The organism is Kitasatospora sp. NE20-6 (genome assembly GCF_045862635.1).
Genome location: NZ_BPRL01000004.1, coordinates 243,817 through 266,152, shown reverse-complemented (window position 1 = coordinate 266,152; position 22,336 = coordinate 243,817). Strand labels below are relative to the sequence as shown.

At 75.3% G+C, this 22,336-nt stretch carries 9 protein-coding genes; all 9 read right to left on the bottom strand.

Going from position 1 to position 22,336, the window contains the following annotated elements; genetic code table 11:
* The 9 genes from SNE206_RS05355 to SNE206_RS05315 all read right to left on the bottom strand — a co-directional run bounded on the left by SNE206_RS05355 (window position 1) and on the right by SNE206_RS05315 (window position 22,238).
* Complete coding sequence (locus SNE206_RS05355; protein WP_407912177.1) at window positions 1-810, bottom strand: thioesterase II family protein; 810 nt, start codon at window positions 808-810, stop codon at window positions 1-3.
* A 13-nt stretch (window positions 811-823) separates the two neighbouring features.
* On the bottom strand, window positions 824-1,807 hold the full coding sequence (locus SNE206_RS05350) for a TauD/TfdA family dioxygenase (protein ID WP_407912176.1): 984 nt from the start codon (window positions 1,805-1,807) through the stop codon (window positions 824-826).
* Window positions 1,804-2,799 carry a TauD/TfdA family dioxygenase gene (locus SNE206_RS05345; RefSeq protein ID WP_407912175.1) on the bottom strand — a complete coding sequence of 332 codons (996 nt, stop codon included), beginning with the start codon at window positions 2,797-2,799 and terminating at the stop codon, window positions 1,804-1,806. The genes SNE206_RS05350 and SNE206_RS05345 overlap by 4 nt, the downstream gene beginning before the upstream one ends.
* A 167-nt stretch (window positions 2,800-2,966) precedes the next feature.
* On the bottom strand, window positions 2,967-4,244 hold the full coding sequence (locus SNE206_RS05340) for an MFS transporter (protein ID WP_407912174.1): 1,278 nt from the start codon (window positions 4,242-4,244) through the stop codon (window positions 2,967-2,969).
* A complete protein-coding gene (locus SNE206_RS05335) occupies window positions 4,241-5,215 on the bottom strand; it encodes an ornithine carbamoyltransferase (RefSeq protein WP_407912173.1) in 975 nt (324 codons plus the stop codon). The genes SNE206_RS05340 and SNE206_RS05335 overlap by 4 nt, the downstream gene beginning before the upstream one ends.
* An 82-nt stretch (window positions 5,216-5,297) precedes the next feature.
* Window positions 5,298-16,013 carry an amino acid adenylation domain-containing protein gene (locus SNE206_RS05330; protein ID WP_407912172.1) on the bottom strand — a complete coding sequence of 3,572 codons (10,716 nt, stop codon included), beginning with the start codon at window positions 16,011-16,013 and terminating at the stop codon, window positions 5,298-5,300.
* Window positions 16,010-21,034 (bottom strand): amino acid adenylation domain-containing protein, encoded by a 5,025-nt coding sequence (locus tag SNE206_RS05325; protein ID WP_407912171.1) that lies wholly within the window; start codon window positions 21,032-21,034, stop codon window positions 16,010-16,012. Before SNE206_RS05325 ends, SNE206_RS05330 begins: the two co-directional genes overlap by 4 nt.
* Before the next feature lie 129 nt (window positions 21,035-21,163).
* A complete protein-coding gene (locus SNE206_RS05320) occupies window positions 21,164-21,379 on the bottom strand; it encodes an MbtH family protein (protein ID WP_407912170.1) in 216 nt (71 codons plus the stop codon).
* A 100-nt stretch (window positions 21,380-21,479) separates the two neighbouring features.
* Window positions 21,480-22,238, bottom strand: a complete 759-nt coding sequence (locus SNE206_RS05315) for a 4'-phosphopantetheinyl transferase family protein (protein ID WP_407912169.1) — start codon at window positions 22,236-22,238, stop codon at window positions 21,480-21,482.
* Between the last annotated feature and the right edge of the window lie 98 nt (window positions 22,239-22,336).

The window sequence follows — 22,336 nt, the reverse complement described above, 5'->3', positions numbered from 1 at the left end:
TCAGCTCTCCACGGGAAGTCGGTCGGCGGGCGCGGCGATCGGTGCGCCGTGCCGGGCGAGGGCGTCGGTGAGCAGGGCCGCGAGGCGTTCGGGGCACTCCTCGGTGTAGAAGTGGCCGCCGGGCAGCACGTGCTGCTCGAAGGCGCCGACGGTGTGCCCGGACCAGCGGCGGGCGTCGTCCGGGGTGAAGCGGGTGTCGCGGTCGCCGCCGACCGCGATCACCGGGCAGCCGAGCGGCGGGCCCGGCGCGTACCGGTACGCGTCGGCGAGCAGGAAGTCGTTGCGCAGCATCGGGAGGGTGAGCTGCCACAGCTCCTCCTCGCCGAGCCGGTCGGCGCCGGCACCGCCGAGCTCCTGGATGAAGGTGCGCACCGCCTCGTCGTCGCCGGCGAAGTCCAGGCCGGTGGGGCGGCAGGCGTCGGGGGCGCGGCGGGCGGAGGCGAAGAGGGCGAGCAGCGGCGACGGGAAGCGCGGCCGGAGCAGCCGGGCGGTCTCGTACGCGACGGTGGCCCCCATGCTGTGGCCGAAGAACGCGGTGGGCCGGTCGATCCGCGGGGCCACCTCCTGGTGGATCTCCGCGGCGAGCGCCGCCATGTCGGTGACGAACGGCGCCAGGTACCGGTCCTGCCGGCCCGGGTACTGGACGGCCGTCAGCTCGATCCCGTCGGGCAGCCGTGCGGCGAGCTCGCGGAAGGAGCTGGCGGCACCACCGGCGTGCGGGAAGCACACCAGCCGCACCGCGGCGGCCGGCCGGGGCACGAAGGTGCGCAGCCAGGGGGAACGGCCCGGGGCGGGCCTCGGCGACAGCATGGGGTCCGGCTCCTCAGTCGCCCGGGGCGCCGGGGGCGGCGGCCGGGTCGTACAGGTCGGTCATCGCGACGGCGATGCGGCGCGGGCCGGTGAACGGCTCGCGGCCGTGGGCGGCCAGCATGTTGTCGACCACCAGGATGTCGTCCTGCCGGTAGTCGAAGCGCCGGGACGCCCGGCGGTAGCAGTCCCGCAGGTGGTCGGTGACCTCGCGCGGGATCGGTGCGCCGTCGCCGTAGTAGGTGTTGCTCGGCAGGTGCTCCTCGCCGAACAGCTCCAGCAGGCCCTCGGCCACGTCGTCGGCCAGCGTGGAGTGGTGGAAGAACGTGATGTGGTTGAACCAGACCCGTTCGCCGGTCTCCGGGTGGGTGTGGACGGCCTCGCGGCGGGCGACGGTGCGCAGCCCGTCCTCGCCGGTCCACTCGGTGCGGATGCCGCGCTCGGCGCAGTACGCGTCGACGGCCGCCCGGTCGTCGGTGTTGAACACCGAGCGCCACGGCACGCCGAACTGCGGGTGGAAGGTGCGGACGGCCTGCCAGCCGCGCCGCTCGAACTCCTCGCGGACCGCCGGGTCGATCAGCCGGTGCACCTCGCGGACGTCGGCGAGCGGGGTGGCGCCGAGCGTCTCGGCGGGCACGTCGCAGTAGAAGTACAGCAGCCGGGGCCAGCTGGCCTGGTAGGAGTTCTCGTTGTGGAGGAAGATCTCCTCGTCCGACGGGTAGTCGGTGGAGGTGTAGACGTTGCCGGCGATGGTGGAGCGCGGTGACGAGCGCTCCGCGTACTTCAGCGGCTCGCCGGAGAGCGCCCGCACGGCGGCCTCGAAGCCCGCGACGCCGCCCACCGGGAAGCCGCGCAGCAGCAGCGCGCCGTCGGCCAGCAGCTGCCGGCGGAGCTCGGCTCGGCGGTCGGCGATCAGCCCGAGCAGGTCCGGACCGCCCGGGACGTACTCCACCAGGTGCGGCAGCAGCGTCCGGGCCGGCGCCTCGGCCGTGGTCGTCATGCCGCGCTCACCGCCGTCCGCAGCTCGGCGGCGCGGGCCGCGTCGGCGGCGCTGTTGCTCATCGCCACGAGGACGCGGCGGCTGCCGGTGAACGGGCGGCGGCCGTGGCCGACCATGACGTTGTCGATCAGCAGCAGGTCGCCGGTGCGCCAGTCGACGTCGACGGCCGCGTCGAGGCCGCGGTCGCGGATCTGCAGCACGTACTCGGCGGGGATCGGCGAGCCGTCGGCGAAGGTGACGGACTGCGGCAGGTCCTCGGCGGGCAGGATGCGGGCCAGCGTGGCGGCGGTCTCGTCGCCCAGGCCGGCCGCGTGCCACTGGTCGGCCTGGTTGAACCAGACCTCCGTGCCGTCGACCGGGTGCCGGGTGGTGGCGCGGCGCAGCTGGGTGACGCGCAGCGTGCCGTCGTTCTTCCACTCCCAGCCGGCCTCGGCGCCCGCGAGGAAGTCCTCGACGGCGCCGCGGTCGTCGGTCTCGAAGGTCTGCTGCCAGCTCTTGCCGAGGCCGTACCCGTCGTGCAGGTTCTGGGTGTAGCGGACGCCGCCCGCGAAGGCCTCGCGGACCTCGTCGTCGAGCGCCTCCAGCCAGCGCACGCCGTCGACGACGGGCGTGGCCCCGCCGGTCGCGGCCGCGATCTCGCAGTAGAACGCCAGGCGGGCGGGCCACTGGTGGGCGTACGACATCTCGTTGTGCATCGAGATGGTGTACTCCTGCGGGTACTCGGTCGAGGTGTAGACGTTCTTGCCGACCTTGGTGCGCGGCGAGTTGCCGTGCACGTACGCCAGGCGGTTGGGCAGCAGCAGGTCGAGGACGCCGTCGAGTTCGCCGGGGGCCACGCCGAAGCCGCGGAAGACCACGGCCTTCTCCTGGACGAGCAGGCTCTCCAGGTCGCCGTGCCGGTGCAGGTGGTCGGCCAGGCCGGCGGCGGTGGCGTCGGCGCCGATGTCGGACGGTCCGATCTCCAGCGGCCGCCAGTTCAGATCCGCGTTCATCCGTTTTCTCTCTCCAGTAGGGGCCGTGCACCTCCGACCCTCCCGGAGCCGCCTATTTTTTCCCGGTATCCCTGCTGCACGAAGGATCCTGGGCATGCGAACGGGCGCCGGCCGCGGAATGCGGCCGGCGCCCGTACGGGCCCGGTGGGACGGCTGCCGGGCGGCCCCTAGCCGATGACCTCCCGGCCGCTGCGGACCGCCGGGCTGGCGAGCGCGACCACCACGATCAGCGCCATCACCGCGCCCGCACCCAGCGCGGTGTGCGCGGGGCCGAGGGCCGCCAGCAGGAAGCCCGCCGACAGGGCGCCGAGGGAGTTCGCGCCGGAGGACGCCAGGACGGCGAAACTCGCCGCCCGGCCCTGGAGTTCGTCCGGGCAGATCCGGGCCTGGTAGACGCCCGCGGTGACGTTCATCGCCGCACCCACCCCGCTCATCCCGGCGTACAGCGCGGCCAGCGCGAACGGGTTCGCGGTGAACGCGACGGACGTCATCAGCACCGCCCACAGCGCGAAGGCCGCGGTCATGATGGCGGCCGGCGAGAAGCGCTTCATCCACCACGAGCCGGACAGCGCACCGAGGATGCCGCCGATGCCGGAGACGATGCCGATGCCGCCGAGCACCGCCGGGGAACCGCCGGCCCGCTCGACCGTCACCACCAGCGTCAGGCCCATGATCTGGAACAGCACGTTGGTGCCGGCCACCAGCGCCACCGCGGCCCGCATGAAGCGCTGCCCCCACAGCCAGTGGAAGCCCTCCGCGACCTCGGCCCGCAGGTCGCGCCGGCGGTCCGGCCGGCGCGGCTGCTGGAACTCGGTGCGGATCGCCACCAGGCCCAGGTACGCGGCGATCCGGCCCAGCCCGGACAGCGCGAACGGCAGCCACGGCAGCACGGTGAACAGCGCGCTGGAGACCGGGTTGCCGAGCAGCCCGGCGGCGTGCCCGCGCGACTCGTTCTGCGAGAGCGCGCTCGACAGGTGGTCCTTGTGCACGACGTTGCGGACGGCCGCCCGCTCGGCCAGCCGGTAGAAGATCGCCGCACTGCCCTCCACGAACGCCGCCGCCATCACCAGCGGCACCCACACGACGCCCAGCAGCAGCGAGGTCACCAGGGCGCCCATCGCCAGCAGCGCCGCGAGGTCGCACAGGATCATCAGCCGGCGCCGGTCGAAGCGGTCGACCAGCACCCCGGCCGGCAGCTGCACCAGCAGGTTGGGCAGCTGCGCCGCGAAGGCGACCATCCCGGCCTGGGTGACCGAGTGCCCGTGCCAGACCATCAGCATCGGGTAGGCGACCGCGCTGAGCCGTCCGCCGAACTGCGAGACGCCGGCGCCCAGCCACAGCAGCCGGAAGTCCCGGTTGCGCTTCAGCGGCGGCACCGGGGCCGGCTCGGTCCCGGCGCCGGTCTGTGCCGCGGTCGTCGCCGCGGTCTCCTTCAGCATGCTCATCGTGCCGCCGCCTTCCCTGCCGTGCCGGTCACCGTGTCGTCGTCCGCCGCGTCGCGGCGGCACCACTCGAGCACCGCCATCGCGCTGTACATCTTGTTGGCCGCCTGGTCGAAGGCGATGGAGCGCGGACCGTCCAGCACCTCCGGCTCCACCTCCTCACCCCGGTGCGCGGGCAGGTCGTGCATGAACACCGCGTCCGGGCTGTGCTCCCACAGCCCGGCCGTCACCGTGAACGGACGGAACACCTCCCGCCAGTCCGGGTCGGGCTTGCTGGTGCCGGTGGTCTGCCAGCGCGAGGTGTAGACGGCGTCGAAGCCGCCCTGCTGCCCGTCCATGTGGTGCAGTTCGGTCACCCGGGCGCCGGTCCGCGCGGCCGCCGCGGCCACCCGCTCCCGCACCTCCGGCGCCAGCCCGTAGCCGGGCGGGGTGCGCAGCTCCAGCACCGTGCCGGGGAAGCGCGACAGCGCGAGCGCGAGCGCGGCGGCGGTGTTGTTGCCCTCCCCGACGTACAGCACCCGCAGGCCCTCGATCCGGCCGAACTGCCGCAGCAGGGTGGTGAGGTCGGCGAGGGCCTGGGTCGGGTGCTCGTCCGCGCTCATCGCGTTGACCACCGCCATCCGGTCCTGGCCGGCCCAGCCGCGCAGTTCGGCCGGGTCGCCGCTGGTGCGGGCCACCAGCACGTCGAGCATCCGGGAGAACACCTCGCCGGTGTCCTCCGAGGTCTCGCCCGTGTTGAGCTGCAGGTCGTCCGGCCCGAAGGAGACGATCTGGCCGCCGAGCCGCTGCGCGCCGGCCGAGAAGGCGGTCCGCGTGCGGGTGGAGGTCTTGCGGAAGTACACGCCGACGACGGCGGAGTCGAGCGGGCGCTCCTGCGGGATCAGCCCCGCGGAGAAGGACGCGCCGCGGGCGGTGATCCAGTGCAGGTCGTCGTCGGTGAGGTCGTCCAGGGAGATCAGATGGCGTGCGGTCATGGGGACTCCTGGGCACGGGTGGCCGGATCGGGACTGCGGGGGAGGACGGGGCCGGGGATCGCCCGGCCCCGTCCGGGGAGTGTCAGTGCGGCGCGTCGGGGAGCCCGGCCGCCTCGGTGAACAGGCCCAGCAGGTGGTCGGCGCCACCGCCGTTGGCCAGCACCACGAAGCCGGTGCCCCGGTCCAGCCGGCACAGGGTCAGCGCCCGGTGGCCGTCGAGCTCGCCGCCGTGGCCGAACCACGGACCGTCACCGGTCGCGTCGACCACCGTGCCCAGGCCGTAGAACGAGGCCGGGTGCGGGGCGAGCAGGCGGCGGGCGCTCTCCTCGCCGAGCAGCGCCCGGGGGCGGCCCAGTGCGGAGCGGCGCACCTCCAGGGCGACCGTGGCGAGGTCGGCGGCGGTGGACCACAGGCCCGCGGCGGCGACGTCCACCCGGACGTCCCAGCCGCCCGCCAGCGGCCGGCCGTCCGCGCCGTGGCCGAGCGCCGGCACCCGGCCCGGGTCCTCCGGGAACGACTGCCGGAAGCCGGTGTCGCGCAGGCCGAGCGGATCGATCACCAGCCGCTGGGCGAGCGCCGCGAAGTCCTCGCCGGTGGCGTCGGCCAGCACCTGCTCCACCACCGAGTAGTGGACGTTGGCCTTGCGGAAGGCCGTGCCGGGCGCGAGCTCCCGGGTGACCGCCGGGTGGCCCTCGGCCGTGCCGGCGAGCAGCCCGGCGAGGGAGGGCAGCCGGCTGCCGCGCGGGTACCGGCCGCTCGGCACGACCGTCAGGCCGGAGAGGTGGCCGAGCAGGTGGGCGAGGGTGATGCCCGCGCCCCCGCCCGGTATCCGCCAGCCAGTCAGGTGGTCGTCGACGTCGCGGTCGAGCGAGACCACGCCCTCCTCGGCGAGCCGCAGGACGGTCAGCGCGGTCAGGTGCTTGGAGACCGAGCCCACCGGGAAGACCGTGCGGGCCGTGACCGGCTCGGCGCGGTCGGCGTGCACGAGGCCGTAGCCGTCGGCGGAGACCAGCTCGCCGTCGCGCAGCACCGCCACGCTCGCACCGGGGATCCGGTGCGCGGCGAGCATCCGGAGGACGTCCGCCGGGGCCACCTCGGAGCGGCGGGCGCCGCCCTTCAGCACGCCCTGCTTGATCGCCTGCTTGACCGAGCGCTTGGCGTCCTTGCGGGCCTGCTCCTGGGCGGCGGCCTCCTGCCGGGCGGTCTCCTCGCGGGCGGCCTCCTGCCCGGCGGTGTCCTGCTGGGCCGCGAGGACGGCGTCCACGGCGGCGGCCAGGTCGGCGACGGTCTCGTTCTTGTAGAGCATCATCAGCGAGACCGGCAGGCCGGCCTTCAGTGCCTCCGAGACCACCTGGATGATCAGGATGGAGTGGCCGCCGAGCTCGAAGAAGCTGCGGTCCACGCCGACCTGCTCCAGGCCGAGCACCTGGCGCCAGATGGCGGCCAGCCGCTCCTCCGTCGCGGTGCGCGGCGCCAGGAAGGGCTGCTCGGGGCGGGCGTCCGGGTCCGGGAGGGCGCGGGTGTCGAGCTTGCCGTTGGCGTTCAGCGGCAGCGCGTCCAGCGTGATCCAGACGGCCGGCACCAGGTGGTCCGGCAGGTGCCGCTGGAGGTCGGCGCGGAGCGCGGCGGTGTCGAGGACCCCGGCCGGCACGACGTAGGCGACCAGGTGCCGGTCGGTGTCGTCACCGTGCGCCAGCACGGCGGCTTCGCGGATCTGCGGGTGGGCCGCGAGGACCGCCTGCACCTCACCCAGCTCGATCCGGTGACCCCGGATCTTCACCTGGTGATCCAGACGCCCCAGGAAGTCCACCGACCCGTCCGCCAGCACCCGCGCCAGATCACCCGTCCGATACAGACGCGCACCCACCGGACCGAACGGATCCGGCACGAAACGCTCCGCCGTCAACCCCGGCCGACCACCGTACCCACGCGCCACCCCCGCCCCACCCACGAACAACTCCCCCGCCACACCCACCGGCACCGGCTGCAACCACGCATCCAGCACCCGCATCGACATGTTCGGCAGAGCCCGACCGATCGGCACCACCCCCTCACCCACCGGCAAGGACAACGGATTCACACACGTACCCACCGACGCCTCCGTCGGCCCGTACTCGTTCACCAGCCGGCCCTCCCCCAGCCAGCCCACCCAACGACGCGCCAGCACCGACGGCAACGCCTCACCGGCCACCACCACCACACCCGCCAACGACGACGCCTCCACCGCCGACACCTGGTGCGACAACACCTCCAGATGACCCGGCGTCAGCTTCAGGAACGAATACGGCGCACCCGCCAGCAACTCCGCACCCAACCGGTCCAGCTCCAACGACTGCGGCAGCATCCGCACCCGCCCACCCACCAGCAACGGCGCCCACACGTTCGGCACCACCAGATCGAACGCCACCGACGAGAACACCGCCGAACCACCCGGCGACACACACAACTCCTCAGCCGCCCACGCCAGATGATTCACCAGACCCGCATGCGTCACCTCCACACCCTTCGGCCGACCCGTCGACCCCGACGTGTAGATCACATAGGCGAGAGCGTCCGGGTCGACAGGGGCCGGGTCGAGAGGGGCCGGCGCTGCGGCCGACGCGTCCAGAGCAGCAGCGTCCGCCGCCGCAGGTACGACAGGACCATCGAACAGCTCTCCCAGCACGGTGTCGTAGGGGCTCTCGGTCAGCAGGGCGACGGCCGAGGCGTCGGTCAGGGTCTGCACCAGCCGGCGCTTCGGGTAGGCCGGGTCGAGCGGCAGGTACGCCGCACCCGCCCGCCACACACCCAGCAGACCCGCCAGCAGGTCCACCCCGCGGTCCAGCACCACACCCACCACGGACCCCGCACCCGCACCCACCGCCCGCAGCCGCTCCGCGACCACGTCCGCACGCGCCACCAGCTCCGCGTACGACACCTCCGCACCACCCGACACCACCGCCACCGCATCCGGCGTCGCCGCCGCCTGCAGCACGATCCGCTCCGGCACCGTCAGGACGCCGAACTCCGCGGCCCGCCCCGGCGCCTGCGCGTCCAGCCAGACCCGCTCGCCCTCCGGCAGGTACACCGCCCGCGCGTCACCGTCCACGTCCGTGGCGATCGCCGCGAGCACCGCCCGGTACATCCCCGCCAGCCGGTCCGCGTTCGCCTGGGTCATGGTGCGGGTGTCGGTGCGGATGGTGAGGATGTCGTCCAGCGTCGTGACGCCGAGGCCGAACTCGGTGGAGCTGGCGTTGAGGCCGGTGGTGCCGGAGGTGATCTCCTCGGCCTCCAGGTCGCCGAAGTCCAGGTAGGAGAAGAAGGCGTCGAGGAGCCGGCTGCCCTGGGCCAGGTCGGCCTGGATCGCGGGCATCGGGAAGTGCCGGTGCGCCCACATCTCCGACTCCGCCTCGTACACCTCGCGGACGAGCTCGCGCCAGGTGGCGGCGCCCGGCCGGAAGGCGAACGGGACGGTGTTGAGCAGCATGCCGAGCAGGCGCTCGCCGCCCGGCGCCTCGGGCCGGGTGTGGCAGACCACGCCGGTCTGGAACGGCGTCTCGTGGGTGAGCTGGCCGAGCACCTTCAGGTGCGCGGTGAGCAGCACGCTCTTCAGGGAGACGCCGGCCGCCGCGGCGGCGGCCCGCAGGCCGTCGGTGAGGTCGGCGAAGCGCAGGCCGGAACGGACCCGGCGGGCCGGCTCGGCGGGGTCGCCGCGCCAGGCGGCGGGGAGCTCCAGGCGGGCGTTGCCGTCCACGACGCGCTGCCAGTAGGCGCGGGTCTCCCCGGAGGCGAGGGCCGCGAGTTCGGCGGCGATCGCGTCGGCGAAGCGGGCGCCGCCCGGCTCGCCGCCGGTGACGGGCACGCCGTCGCGCAGTTGCCGGTAGACGGCGACGAGTTCGCGCAGGAAGAGGTGGTAGCTCCAGCCGTCGAGGGTGGCGTGGCTCTTGGTGAAGGTGCAGCGCCACGCGTCGTCGCCGTGCACGTGGACGAAGATGCGGAGCATCGGCCGCGGTGCGGAGACGTCGAACACCCGGTTCTGCTCGTCGGCGACGAAGCACTCCAGTTCGATCTTCTGGAGGTCCTCCGGGAGGTCGCTGATGTCGGAGAGCCCGGTCTCGATGTCGGCCTCGGCGTGCACCAGCTGCATGGGGACGGACAGGCCGGACAGGTCGAACGAGGTGCGCAGGATGTCGTGCCGGGCGCCGACCGTCCGGACGGCGGCACGGAAGGCGTCCATGACGAACGGGCGGTCGTCTCCGATCAGGAACGACGCGACGTCGAGGTAGGTGTTCCCGCCGTCCGAGGCCAGCGTCTCGACGAGCATGCCGAGCTGGTTCTGGGAGAGCGGGTAGGCGTCGGCGAGCCCCTCGGGGAGCCGGGCCAGGTCGTCGGCGCCGACCAGCCGGAACGGCTCCACCAGGCGGTCGGCCACGACGGCGCCGCGGCTCTCCAGCACCGCGGCCAGGCCGGCCACCGTGCGGTGCGCGAAGACGTCGCGGACGGAGGCGTCGAGGCCGTCGGCGCGCAGCGCGCCGACCAGCGACACCGCGCGGATCGAGTCGCCGCCGTGCTCGAAGAAGCTGTCGTCGACGCCGGTCTCCGCGGTGCCGAGGACGCTCTGCCAGAGCTCGGCGATCCGCCGCTCCAGCGCCGTGCGCGGCGCCGTGACCGTGCGGCCGGCGGCCGTGGCCGCGGTGGAGGCCGCGGGCAGCGCGGCCCGGTCGAGCTTGCCGTTGGCGGTGAGCGGCATGCGGTCGAGCTCCACGAACGCGCCGGGCACCATGTAGGCGGGCAGCAGGCGCGCCGCGTGGCCGGCCAGGCCGGTGCCGTCGCCGACCACGTACGCGACGAGCGCGCCGTCGGCCACCACGACCCGGGCCTCGGCGACACCGGGGTGGCCCGCCAGCACGGCCTCGACCTCGGCGAGTTCCACCCGGTGGCCGCGGATCTTCACCTGGTCGTCGCGGCGGCCGAGGAAGTCGGCCTCGCCGTCGGGCAGGATCCGCACCAGGTCGCCGGTGCGGTAGAGGCGGGCCCCGGGCGGGCCGTACGGGTCGGGCAGGAAGGATCCGGCGGTCAGGCCGGGCCGGCCGAGGTAGCCGCGGGCCAGGTGGCCGCCGCCGATGTACAGCTCGCCGGCGACGCCGGCGGGGACGCGCTGCAGGTGTGCGTCCAGCACGTGCATCGAGGTGCCGGGGATCGGCCGGCCGATCGGCACGGTCTCCGCCGCGAGGGGGCCGGTGACGGTGTGCACGGCGTTGCCGACGGTGGCCTCGGTCGGGCCGTACTCGTTCACGACCCGGGCGCCGCCGAGGAGTTCGCACCAGCGGGCGGCGGTGCGGGCGGAGAGCGCCTCGCCGCCGACCACCAGGGTGCGGGTGACCGGGCCGGTGCCCGGCGCGAGCTGCTCGAACTGCCGCTCCAGCATCTCCAGGTGGCCGGGGGTCAGCTTGAGGAAGTCGAACGGACCGGCGTCCGCCAGGGCCCGGCCGAGGTCGGCGAGGTCGAGGTCCTCGGGCAGCAGGTGCACCGGGCGGCCGTGCGCGAGCGGCACCCACAGGGTGGGGACGACGAGGTCGAAGGCGACCGACGAGAACAGCGCCGCACCGCCCCCGGTGGTGTCCAGGTACTCGGCGGCGGCGAACTCCAGGTATCCGGCGAGCGCCCGGTGGCCGATCTGCACGCCCTTGGGGCGCCCGGTGGAGCCGGAGGTGTAGATGACGTACGCCAGCCGGTCCCCGTCCTCGGGCAGCGGCGGCAGGGCGGGCAGCCCGGCGCCGTCCGCGCCGTCGACGGGCACCGTCACGGTCGGCACGGCGTGGCCGGTCGCCGCGGCGGCGACCAGGGCGACCGCCCCGGCGTCCGCCAGCAGCCGGGCGACCCGGGCGGCGGGCGTCTGCGGGTCGATCGGCAGGTAGGCGGCGCCGGCCTTCCAGACGGCGAGCAGCGCGACCGGCAGGTCGACGCCGCGCGGCAGCTGCACCGCGACGACGCTCTCCGGCCCGGCGCCGGCGGCGCGCAGCCGGCGGGCCAGCCGGTCGGCGCGGGCGCCGAGTTCGGCGTTGGTCAGGTCGCGGGCGTCCGGCCCGTGCAGCCGCACGGCGACGGCGGCGGGGTCCGCGGCGAGCGCGGCCTCGACGGCGGCGAGCGCGGAGCGCGCGGCCGGGCGGCCGGGCGTGACGGCGACCGACTCCAGCAGGGCCAGGTCCGCGGCGGGCAGGCAGGCGGCCTGCGCGTCGCCGTACGGGTCGGCGGCCATCGCGGCGAGCACCTCGCGGAACATCCCGGCGATCCGCCCGCAGGCGGCGGCGGACAGCACCCGCGGGTCGGCGGTGAGGATGACGTGGCCGGCCCGGGAGGAGATGGTCAGCGGGAACTCGGTCGGGCTGTCGTCGCTGCCCTCCAGGCCGATCAGGCCGGAGTCCAGCTGGTGGAAGTCCTGGTAGTTGAAGAAGACGTCGACCAGGCGGCGGCCGCCGCCCGCCGCACGGGTGATGGCGGGCATCGGGTGGCGGCGGTGCGGCCACATCGCGACCTCGCGGTCGAAGGTGCGGCGCACCAGGTCGAGCCAGCTGCCGGCGGCCCGGTCGACGGTGAACGGCACGGTGTTGAGGTACATGCCGTACACCCGGTCGGCGCCCAGCGCCTCGGGGCGGGCGTCGCAGACCAGGCCGACGTACACCTGCGCGGAGTCCGTGAGCCGGCTCATCACCGCGCCGTACGCGGCGACGAGCACGCTCTTCAGCGAGGCGTCGGCCGTGCCGGCGAGGGCGCGCAGGCCGTCCTCCAGGTCGGCCCAGGAGACCTCGGTCCGGATCTTCGGCGCGTCGTCCCCGGCCGCCGGGTCGCCCCAGCCGGCGGGGATCTCGAAGCGGTCGGCGCCCTCGACGACCTGCCGCCAGTACGCCCGGTCCTCCTCGGACTCCAGCGAGCGGCGCTCGGCCGCGACGAAGTCGGCGAAGCGGACCGGCGCCGGCACGTACGGGTCGAGCGGGGTGCCCTCGCGGAGCTGCGCGTACACGCCGAGCAGTTCCATCAGGAGCGAGTGGTGGCTCCAGCCCTCCAGGATGGGGTGACACTCGGTCACCGAGATCCAGTAGCCGCCGTCGGCGGTGTCGTGGACGAAGAAGCGCATCAGCGACGGCGTCGCGAGGTCGAACAGCTCGGCGCGCTGCTCCGCGGTGAACCGCTGCAGGTCGGCGGCGAGTCCGGCGGCGTCGAGGCCGGTCAGCCGGCGGCTGCCGAACGGCAGCACCGCGTCGGCGTGGACGAGCTGGAGCGGCTCGGAGTAGCCGGTGAGGTGGATCCCGGTGCGGAGGATCTCGTGCCGGCCCACCACGGTCGCCCCGGCCGCGCGGAACGCGTCGGCGTCGAACGGCGCGGGGTCGTTGATCCGGAACGTGGTGACGTTGTGGTAGAGGTTGCGGCCGTCGTCGGCCAGCATCTCGACGAGCATGCCGATCTGGTTCTGCGACAGCGGGTAGGCGTCGGTCACGCCGTCCGGCAGGGCCGCCCGGTCCGCGGGCCGCAGCAGCGCGAACGGCTCGACGCCGTGCTCCTCCCCGAGCACCGCGCGGCCCGCCGCCCAGCCGCTCAGCGCCGCGACCGTGCGGTGCAGGAAGACGTCGCGGACGGCCACGTCGAAGCCCTCGGCGCGCAGGGCGCCGACCAGGGCGACCGCGCGGATCGAGTCGCCGCCGAGGTCGAAGAAGCCGTCGTCGACGCCGACCCGCTCCAGCCCGAGGACGCCCTGCCAGACGGCGGCCATCCGCTGCTCGGCGAGGGTGCGCGGCGCGGTGTACCCGCGGCGCCCGCCCAGGGCGGCCCGGCCGGGCTCGGGCAGGGCCCGCTTGTCGAGCTTGCCGTTGACGGTCAGCGGCAGCGACTCCAGCAGCACGTACGCCGACGGGACCATGTAGCCGGGCAGGGCGAGCGCGGCGTGCGCGGCCAGCTCCGCGGGCTCCGGGCGGTGCCCGTCCGCGGCCACCAGGTAGCCGACCAGCCGGCGGTCACCGGGCCGGTCCTCCCGGACCAGGACGGCGGCCTGCCGGACGGCCGGGTGGGCGGCCAGCACGGCCTGGATCTCGCCGAGCTCGATCCGGTAGCCGCGGATCTTCACCTGGTCGTCGATCCGGCCGAGGAACTCCAGGGATCCGTCGGGGGTGCGGCGCGCGAGGTCGCCGGAGCGGTACATCCGGGAGCCGGCGGGCCCGTACGGGTCCGGCACGAAGCGCTCCGCGGTCAGGCCGGGCCGGTTGACGTAGCCGCGGGCCACGCCGGGGCCGGCCACGTGGATCTCGCCGGGGACGCCGACCGGCACGAGGTTGCCGTCCCGGTCGAGCAGCCGCACCGCCAGGTCGGCGAGCGGGCGGCCGATCGCGTTGCCCGCGGCACCGGCCACGTCGGCGGCGCCGATCCGGTGGTAGGTGGTGTGCACGGTGGTCTCGGTGATGCCGTACATGTTGACCAGCACGGCGCGGTCGAGGCCGACCCGCTCGGCCCAGGGCGCGAGCTCCGGGATCTCCAGCTTCTCGCCGGCGAAGACGACGGTGCGCACGGCGAGCGCGTCGATCCGCGGGTCGCCGCCGGCCGCGGCCGCGACGAGCCCGCGGAACGCGGTGGGGGTCTGCGACAGCACGGTGACCCGCTCGGCGACGAGGAGGTCCAGCAGGTCCTCCGGGGAGCGCGTCACCTCGGTCGGGACGACGACCAGGGTGCCGCCGAAGGCCAGCGCCGCCCACATCTCGAAGACGGAGACGTCGAAGGCGTAGGAGTGGGTCATCGAGGAGACGTCGCCCGGGCCGAAGCCGTAGTGCCCGGCGGCCGTGGCCATCAGCCGCACCACGTTGGCGTGCGAGAGCGCGACGCCCTTCGGGCGGCCGGTGGAGCCGGAGGTGTAGATGGTGTAGATCAGGTTGTCCGGCACGGCGGCCGGCTCCGGGTCGGTGACCGGCCGGCCGGCGAACGCGCCGGGCCCGTCGACGGCCACCACGCGGCCGGCGAAGCCGTCGAACCGGCCCGCCAGGCCGGCGCCGGTGAGCAGGAGCTCGGCGCGGGCGTCGGCGAGCACGTACGCGAGGCGGTCCGCGGGGGCGGCCGGGTCCAGCGGCAGGTAGCCGGCGCCGGACTTGAGGACACCCAGCAGGGCGGGCAGCAGGTCGGCACCGCGCTCCAGGCAGACGCCGACGAGCTGGTCCGGCCGGGCGCCCGCGTCCCGCAGGAAGTGCGCGATCCGGTTGGCCCGCTCGTTGAGCTCGCGGTAGCTGAGGGTGGTGCCGCCGGCGGTGACGGCGGGCGCGTCCGGGGTCTCGGCGGCCCAGCGCTCGAACAGCGCGTGCGCGGTCTCCCGTACGTCGTGCGCGGCGGTCGGCCGTTCGGCGGCGAGGGCGAGCTCCGCCTCGCCGAGCAGGGCGAGTTCGGAGAGGCGGCGGTGCGGGCCGGCCAGCGCGGAGGCCAGCAGGCGGCCGAAGTGGCCGGCGAACCGCTCGACCGTCGCGTGGTCGAACAGCGAGGTGGCGTAGAGGAACTGGCCGCTGAGCGAGCCGTCGGCGCCGGTCAGCACCTGCAGGGTGAGGTCGACCTTCGCGACGCCGTCGCCCTCGCCGAACCGCTCGGCCCGCAGGCCGCTGAAGGTAAACGCGCCGAGGCGCTCCTCGTGCATCGTGAACGCGACCTGGTGCAGCGGCGTGCGGGAGAGGTCGCGCTCGGGGGCGAGCTCCGCGACCAGCTGCGCGAACGGCACCTGCTGGTGGTCGAAGGCCTCCAGCAGTGCCGTCCGGGTGCCGTCCAGCAGGTCGGCGAAGGCCGGGTCGCCGCTCCACCGGCCGCGCACGACCACGTTGTTGATGCAGTAGCCGATCAGGTGCTGGAGCTCGGCGCGGTGCCGGCCGGACACGACGGTGCCGACCGGCACGTCCTGAACGCCCGTCCAGCGGGCGACCAGCGCCTGGAACGCCGTGAGCAGCACCGCGTACGGGGTGGTGCCGTGCGCGGCGGCGAGGGAGCGCAGCGGGCCGGTGAGGGCGGGGTCCAGCGGGAACGTGTGCTCGCCGCCGGCGTGGCTGCGGATCGCCGGACGGGGCCGGTCGGTGGGCAGGTCGGTCGGGGCGGTGCCGGCGAGCCGTTCCCGCCAGTAGCCGACCTGGCGGTCGAGTTCGGCACCGGTGAGGTGTCCGCGCTGCCATGCGGCGTAGTCGGCGTACTGGACGGCGACCGGCTCCGGCCGGGCCGCACGGCCCTCGACCGCGGCGGAGTAGAACTCGCTCAGGTCGGCGCCGAACACACCGGTCGACCAGGCGTCGCAGGCGATGTGGTGGAAGACCACGGCGAGCACGTGCTCCTGCTCGGAGAGCCGCAGCAGGCGTCCCCGGACGGGCCACTGCTCGGCCAGGTCGAACGGGGCGGCGAGCGCCTCGGCGGCCTGGGCGTACGCCTCGGCCTCGCGGCGGTCGACGGGCAGCCGGGAGAGGTCGACCAGCTCCAGCTCGACCGGTGCGGGCGCGTCGACGACCTGGACGGGCTCGCGGCCGGTCTCCGCGTAGCGGGTGCGGAGGATCTCGTGCCGGTCGAGGGTGTGCTGCCAGGCGTCCCGCAGGGCGGTGCGGTCCAGCGGGCCGTGCAGCCGCAGGGCGAACGGCACGAGGTACTCGTTGCTCTCCGGCTCCATCCGGTGGAGGAACCACATCTGCTGCTGGCCGTGGGCGAGCGGCAGGGGGGCGGTCCGGTCGGCACGGCCGACGGCGTCGGCGGCGGGGCGGCGGGTGCGGCGGCCGGCCAGCCGCTCACGGAGCAGCTGCTCGCGCAGGGCGTCGGCGGTCATGCGTGGTGCTCCTTCGGGAGGGAGGCGGTGGCGGCGGCCAGGTCTGCGTCGGAGAGCCGGTCGATCTCGGCGCGGACGCGGGTCTCGATCTCGCGGGCGAGGCCCGCGACGGTCGGCGCCTCGAAGAGCGCGCGGACGGGGAGGTCGAGCTGGAAGAGGTCCTGCAGCTGGGCGACGAGGCGGATCGCGAGGATCGAGTTGCCGCCGATGTGGAAGAAGTTGTCGTGGACGCCGATCAGGTCGGTCCGGTCGGTGCCGAGGAGTTCGGCCCACAGGCCGGCGACGGCCTCCTCGACCTCGTCGCGCGGGGCGACCGGCCCGTCGGTGCCGTCCCGGCCCGGCTCGGGCAGCCGGCCCTTGTCGACCTTGCCGTTGGCGTTCAGCGGCAGGGCGTCGAGGACGGTGAACGTGCCGGGCACCATGTAGTCGGGCAGCCGGCGGGCGCAGTGCGCGGCCAGGCCGTCGGCGGTGCCGACGACGTAGGCGGCGAGCGCCGTGTCGCCGGTGGGCCGGGCGACCGGCAGCACGAAGGCGTCGCGCACGCCGGGGTGGTCGAGCAGGACGGCGCGGACCTCGCCCGGCTCGACCCGGTAGCCGCGGATCTTCACCTGGTCGTCGCTGCGGCCGCGGAAGTCGACCACGCCGCCGTCCAGCACCCGGACGAGGTCGCCGGTGCGGTAGAGGCGGGCGCCGGGCGGCCCGTACGGGTCGGGGAGGAAGCGTTCGGCGGTCAGGCCGGGCCGGCCGACGTAGCCGCGGGCGACACCGGTGCCGCCGACGTACAGCTCGCCGCGGACCCCGACGGGCACGGGGCGCAGGGACGCGTCCAGGACGCGCATCACCATGCCGGGCAGCGGGCGGCCGATCGGCACGGTCGCGACGGCGACCGGGGCGGTCACCGGCAGGATGCTGGTGCCGACGGAGGCCTCGGTGGGGCCGTACTCGTTGACCAGCCGGCCGGCGCCGAGCCTGGTGGCCCAGCGGTCGGCGAGCGCCCCGGAGAGTGCCTCGCCGGCCACCACGACGACGCCGGCGAGACCGGCGGCCTGCCGGTCCGTCATCTGGTCGGTGAGGATGTCCAGGTGTCCGGGGGTCAGCTTGAGGAAGCTGAACGGGCCCGCGGCGAGCAGGTCGGCGCCGAGCCGGGTGCCGTCCTGGTCCTGCGGGAGCACCCAGACGCGCTGCCCGACGGTGAGCGGCGCCCACAGGTTGGGCACCACGAGGTCGAAGGCGTGCGAGGAGAAGAGCGCGCTGCCGCCCTGCCCCGCCCCGGCGAGCGCCTCCGCCGCCCAGCCGACGTGGTTGGCCAGGCCGCGGTGGGTGACGGCGACGCCCTTGGGGCGGCCGGTGGAGCCGGAGGTGAAGATCGTGTAGGCGAGGCCGTCCAGGTCGCGCGGCACGGCGGGGGCGGTGGCGGGACGGGCGGCGACGGCGGCGGAGTCCCGGTCGAGGTCGACCGGGTGCGGCGTGCCGGGCCCGCCCGCCGCGGCGACGGCCGCGGCGTGCCCGTGGCCGGTGACGACGACGGCGGCAGCGCCCTCGGCGAGCATGCGGCCGATCCGCTCGGCGGGGAAGGACGGGTCGAGGGGCAGGTAGGCGCCGCCGGTCTTCCAGACCGCCAGGAGGGCGGTGAAGAGGTCCGGCCCGCGGTCGAGCAGCACGCCGACGAGGCGCTCCGGTCCGGCGCCGCAGGCGGCGAGGTGGTGGGCGAGCCGGTTGGCCCGCGCGTCGAGCTCGCCGTAGGTGAGGCCGAAGCCCGGGCCGGCGACGGCGACCGCGTCCGGCGTGGCGGCGGCGCACCGCTCGAACGCGTCGAGCACCGAGCCGGCGGGCTGCTCGCCGGGGGCGGTGCTCCAGGCCGTCAGGTCGGCGGCCTCCCCTGGGCTCAGCAGCTCCAGGTCGGCCAGCGCGGCGTGCGGCGCGGCGACGGCCGCGGCCAGCACCTGGCGGAAGTGGGCGGCCAGCCGGACGACCGTGGCCTCCTCGAAGAGGGCCGTGTCGTACTCCAGGCCGCCGGCCAGGGAGCCGTCGGGCTGCACCCGCAGCACCAGCGTCAGGTCGGTGTGGGTGGCCTGCCACATGCGCTTCAGCAGGTCGAGGTCGTCGTCGGCGCCGATCAGGCCGTTGAACTCGCCGTCGTGCAGGTCGAAGGCCACCTGGAACAGCGGCGTACGGGACAGGTCGCGCTCGGGGGCGAGCTCCTCCACCAGCCGGTCGAAGGGCAGCTGCTGGTGCGCGAACGCGGTGGTCGCGGTGCGGCGCACCGCGGCGAGCGCCTCCTCGAACGAGCGCCCGGCGTCCAGGGTGCAGCGCAGCACCAGGCTGTTGAGGAAGAAGCCCACCACCTGCTCCACCTCGGGGCAGTCCCGGCCGGAGACCGGGGTGCCCACGGGCAGGTCCCAGCGGCCGGTGTGCCGGGCGAGCACCGTGGCGTACGCGGTGAGCAGCGTCATGAACGGCGTGGCGCCGCTGCGGCGGCCCAGCTCCAGGAGCGGGCCGGCGACCTCGGCGGGGACGGCGAACGGCACGACCGACCCGCGGCCGTCGCGGACCGCGGGGCGCGGCCGGTCGACGGGCGGCTCGACCGGCTCCAGGCCGGCCAGCTCGCCCCGCCAGTGGGTGAGTTCGCGGTCCAGGACCTCGTCGGAGAGCTGCTCCAGCTGCCAGACGGCGTAGTCGGCGTACTGCACCGGCAGCGGCGGCAGTGCCGCGGCCGAGCCCGTCCGGGCGGCGGCCAGCAGCACGTGGAACTCGCGCTCCAGCACGGTGGTGGACCACCCGTCGGTGGCGATGTGGTGCAGGGCGATGCCGAGCAGCGGGCCGCCGTCCGCGCGGCGCACCAGGACGGCGCGCAGCAGCGGGCCCTCCGCGAGGTCGAAGCCGCGGCTCTGCTCCTCGCCGAGGAGCCGGTGGAACACGGCCGTCGCCTCCTCGCGGTCCGCCGCGTCGGCCGTGCGCAGTTCGACCGGGGCCGGCGGGTCGATCAGCTGGACGGGCTCGCCGTCGACCACGGGGAAGCGGGTCCGCAGGGCCTCGTGCCGCTCGACGAGGGCGTCGAGGGCGCCCTGCACCTCGGCGGCGGTGGCACCGTCCTCCGGGCGGAGCACGACGGCGGCGACCCACTCGGGCCCGCCGGGGTTCATCCGGTCGGAGAACCAGAGCCGGCGCTGGCCGAAGGAGAGGGGCAGCGTGCCGCCGCGGGAGACGGGGCGCGGGCCGGGCGGCAGGCTGACGGAGAGCAGCTCGGCCTGCGCGGCGAGGCTGGTGGCGGTGAAGAAGCCGCGCAGCTGCACGGCGGAGCCGGTGGCGGCGCGCAGCCGCGAGACGAGCCGGGTCAGCTGGAGGGAGGTGCCCCCCAGCTGGAAGAAGTCGTCGTCGAGGCCGACCCGGTCGAGCTTCAGCACCTCGCACCAGACGGCGGCGACGGCCTGCTCGGCGGCGGTCACCGGCGCCCGGTGCACCGGGCGTCCGGCCGCGTCGAGGGATCCGGGGGCGGGCAGCGCACGGCGGTCGACCTTGCCGGTCGGGCCGAGCGGCAGCTTCTCCAGCAGCACGAACGCGCCGGGCACCTGCGGGCCGGCGAGGCGCTGGGCGAGGTGTCCGCGCAGTTCGGTGAGGTCGAGCTCCTCGCGGGCGACCAGGTAGGCGGCGAGCCGCTTGCCGCCGTCCGGGGCCTCGTAGGCGGCGACGGCCGCGCCGGCCACCTGCGGGTGGGAGAGCAGCACGTGCTCGATCTCGGCGGGCTCGATCCGGACGCCGTTCACCTTGACCTGGTCGTCGATGCGGCCGAGGTACTCCAGCACGCCGTCGCGGCGCCAGCGCACCCGGTCGCCGGTGCGGTACAGCCGTGCACCGGCCGGGCCGAACGGGTCGGGCACGAAGGCCGCCGCGGTCTGGCCGGGCCGGCCGAGGTAGCCGCGGGCCACGCCGACGCCGCCGGCCAGCAGCTCGCCGGGGGTGCCGGGGCCGACCGGCGTGCCGTTGCGGTCGACGACGAGCACCCGCATGCCGGTGACGGGGCGGCCGATCGGCACCGGGCCGGTCGTCCGGCCGGTGTCGACGCGGTGCGCCGTGATGTCGATCGAGCACTCGGTGGGACCGTAGGTGTTCCACACCTCGACCGGCCGGCCGAGCCGTTCGAGCAGCCGGGCCACCAGCTCGTGGTGGAGCGGCTCGCCCGCGGAGAAGACCAGCCGCAGGGCGTCGCACCCGGCGAGGCCGTCCTCCTCGGTGAGCAGGCGCAGCACCGACGGGACGAGTTGCAGCACCGTCACCCGGTGCTCGCGGACCGCCCGGAGCATCGCGGCGGGGTCGCTCTCCGCGCCGACCGGTGCGAGCACGACCACGCCGCCGCAGGTCAGCGGGGCGAAGACCTCCCAGCAGTGGGCGTCGAAGGTGACCGTGGTCTTCTGCAGCACGCGGTCGGCGGCGCCCAGGCCGCAGGTGTCGACGGCCCAGGCCACCCGGTTGGCGATGCCCGCGTGGCTGACCACGACGCCCTTGGGCTCGCCGGTCGAGCCGGAGGTGTAGATCACGTACGCCGCGCCGTCGGGCCGGGCGGGCGACGCCGGCGGTGCGGTCGGCAGCCGGTCCAGGTCCTCCCGGACGGCGTCCACGATGACGGGCCGCGCACCGGCGCCGCGCACCGTGCCGGCCGTCTCGGTCTCGGTCAGCACGAGCCGCGCGCCGCTGCCGGAGAGCAGCTGGGCGAGCCGGCGCGGCGGCAGGTCGGGGGTGAGCGGCACGTACGCGCCTCCGGCGCGCCACACGCCGAGCAGGGCGGTCACGAGGTCCGCCCCGCGGTAGAGGCAGACGCCGACCGGGGTGTCGGGGCCGACCCCGAGGCCGATCAGGTGGTGGGCGAGCTGGTTGGCTCGGGCGTCCAGCTGCGCGTACGTGACCGCACGGTCGCCGTCGACGACGGCCACCGCATCCGGAGTCAGCGACGCCTGGCGCGCGACGAGCGAACTGATGAGGTCGGGCTCGTCTTTCGGCGCACCCGGCTGCGACTCGGAATTCATCTCAGGGAGCTCCTGGTCCGTGGAGAGGTCGTGCTCGGCGGGTCGTCGACCCCCCGGCGGGCGGTGCCGCGGGGGGTCGGTCCGGTGGTGGGGCGGGTCGGGGAGGTGACGCGTCCGGCGGGGCGGGGGTCAGACCCCGCTGGCGGCAATCCGCTCGCGCAGGCTGCGCGGGCGCATGTCGGTCCACACCTGGTCGATGTGGGCGAGGCACTCCTCGCGGGTGCCCTCGGTGCCCTCCGCGTGCCAGCCCGCCGGGATCTCCCGGCCGGCGGCCCAGATCGAGTACTGCTCCTCGTCGTTGAGGACGACGAGGAAGGTGCGGGTGTCGGTGTTCTGCTCGCTCATCGGGATCTCCTGAAGTCGCTTCGCGGGTTGGGACGTCGGCAATTCCTGGCCCGTTCGGAATCCTGTCCGGGCGGGCCATATTCGGCCTGCACCCGCCCTGTCAGGCGGAGGCGGCGGCCCGTTCGGCGGCCGCCGGCAGCGGGTCGCCGCCGTAGCGGAAGGTGCGGACGGGGCCGGTGGAGCCCTCCACCCGGGCGAGCGCGGCGTGCAGGTCCGGCCCGAAGTCCGGTTCCTGCAGCGTCCAGGCGGTGGGTCCGGGGTCCACGCCGTACCGGACGGTCACCGGTCCGGGGCGGTCCGGGTGCACCTCGATCCGGCACAGGTCGGCGGCCAGCCCGATGCCGACCGCCTTCACCACCGCCTCCTTGCGCGTCCAGCACCGCAGGAAGACGGCCCGCTGGTCCGCGGCGGGCAGGGCGCGCAGGTGCGCCAGTTCCCGTTCGGTGAAGGCCAGCGGGGCGGTCAGCTCGGGGTCGATCCGCGGCTCGGCCTCCAGGTCCACGCCGAGCGGGCGGCCCTCGCCCACGCCGAGCAGCCAGAAGCCGTCCGCGCGCGAGAGGTTGAAGGTCAGCGCGGTGGGGGGCCACACGACGGCGGGCGGCCCGTGCGCGGGGTCCGCGCACTCCGGGCACAGCGTGCGGCCGAGCTTCAACTGGTCGGCCTCGACGTCGAGATAGCCCGCCAGGATCCGGCGGAGTCCGACGTGCGCGGCCGCGTACGAGGCGGCGGCCCGGCCCCGCAGCAGGTGGACGCGGTTCCGCTCGGCACCCGACAGGACGGCCAGGGCACGCTCGTCGGCCTCCTCCGGCACCCCCAGCCAGACGTCCACGGCCCCGTCGGGGAAACGCTGTTGGCTCACTTCCTCACCCCTGTCCAGCGAGTGCGGCGCCTCGGCGGCCCACCGGTCTCGCAGCCGGTTCGAACAGCGTTCAGCCTGGGGGGGCGTGCTATACGACC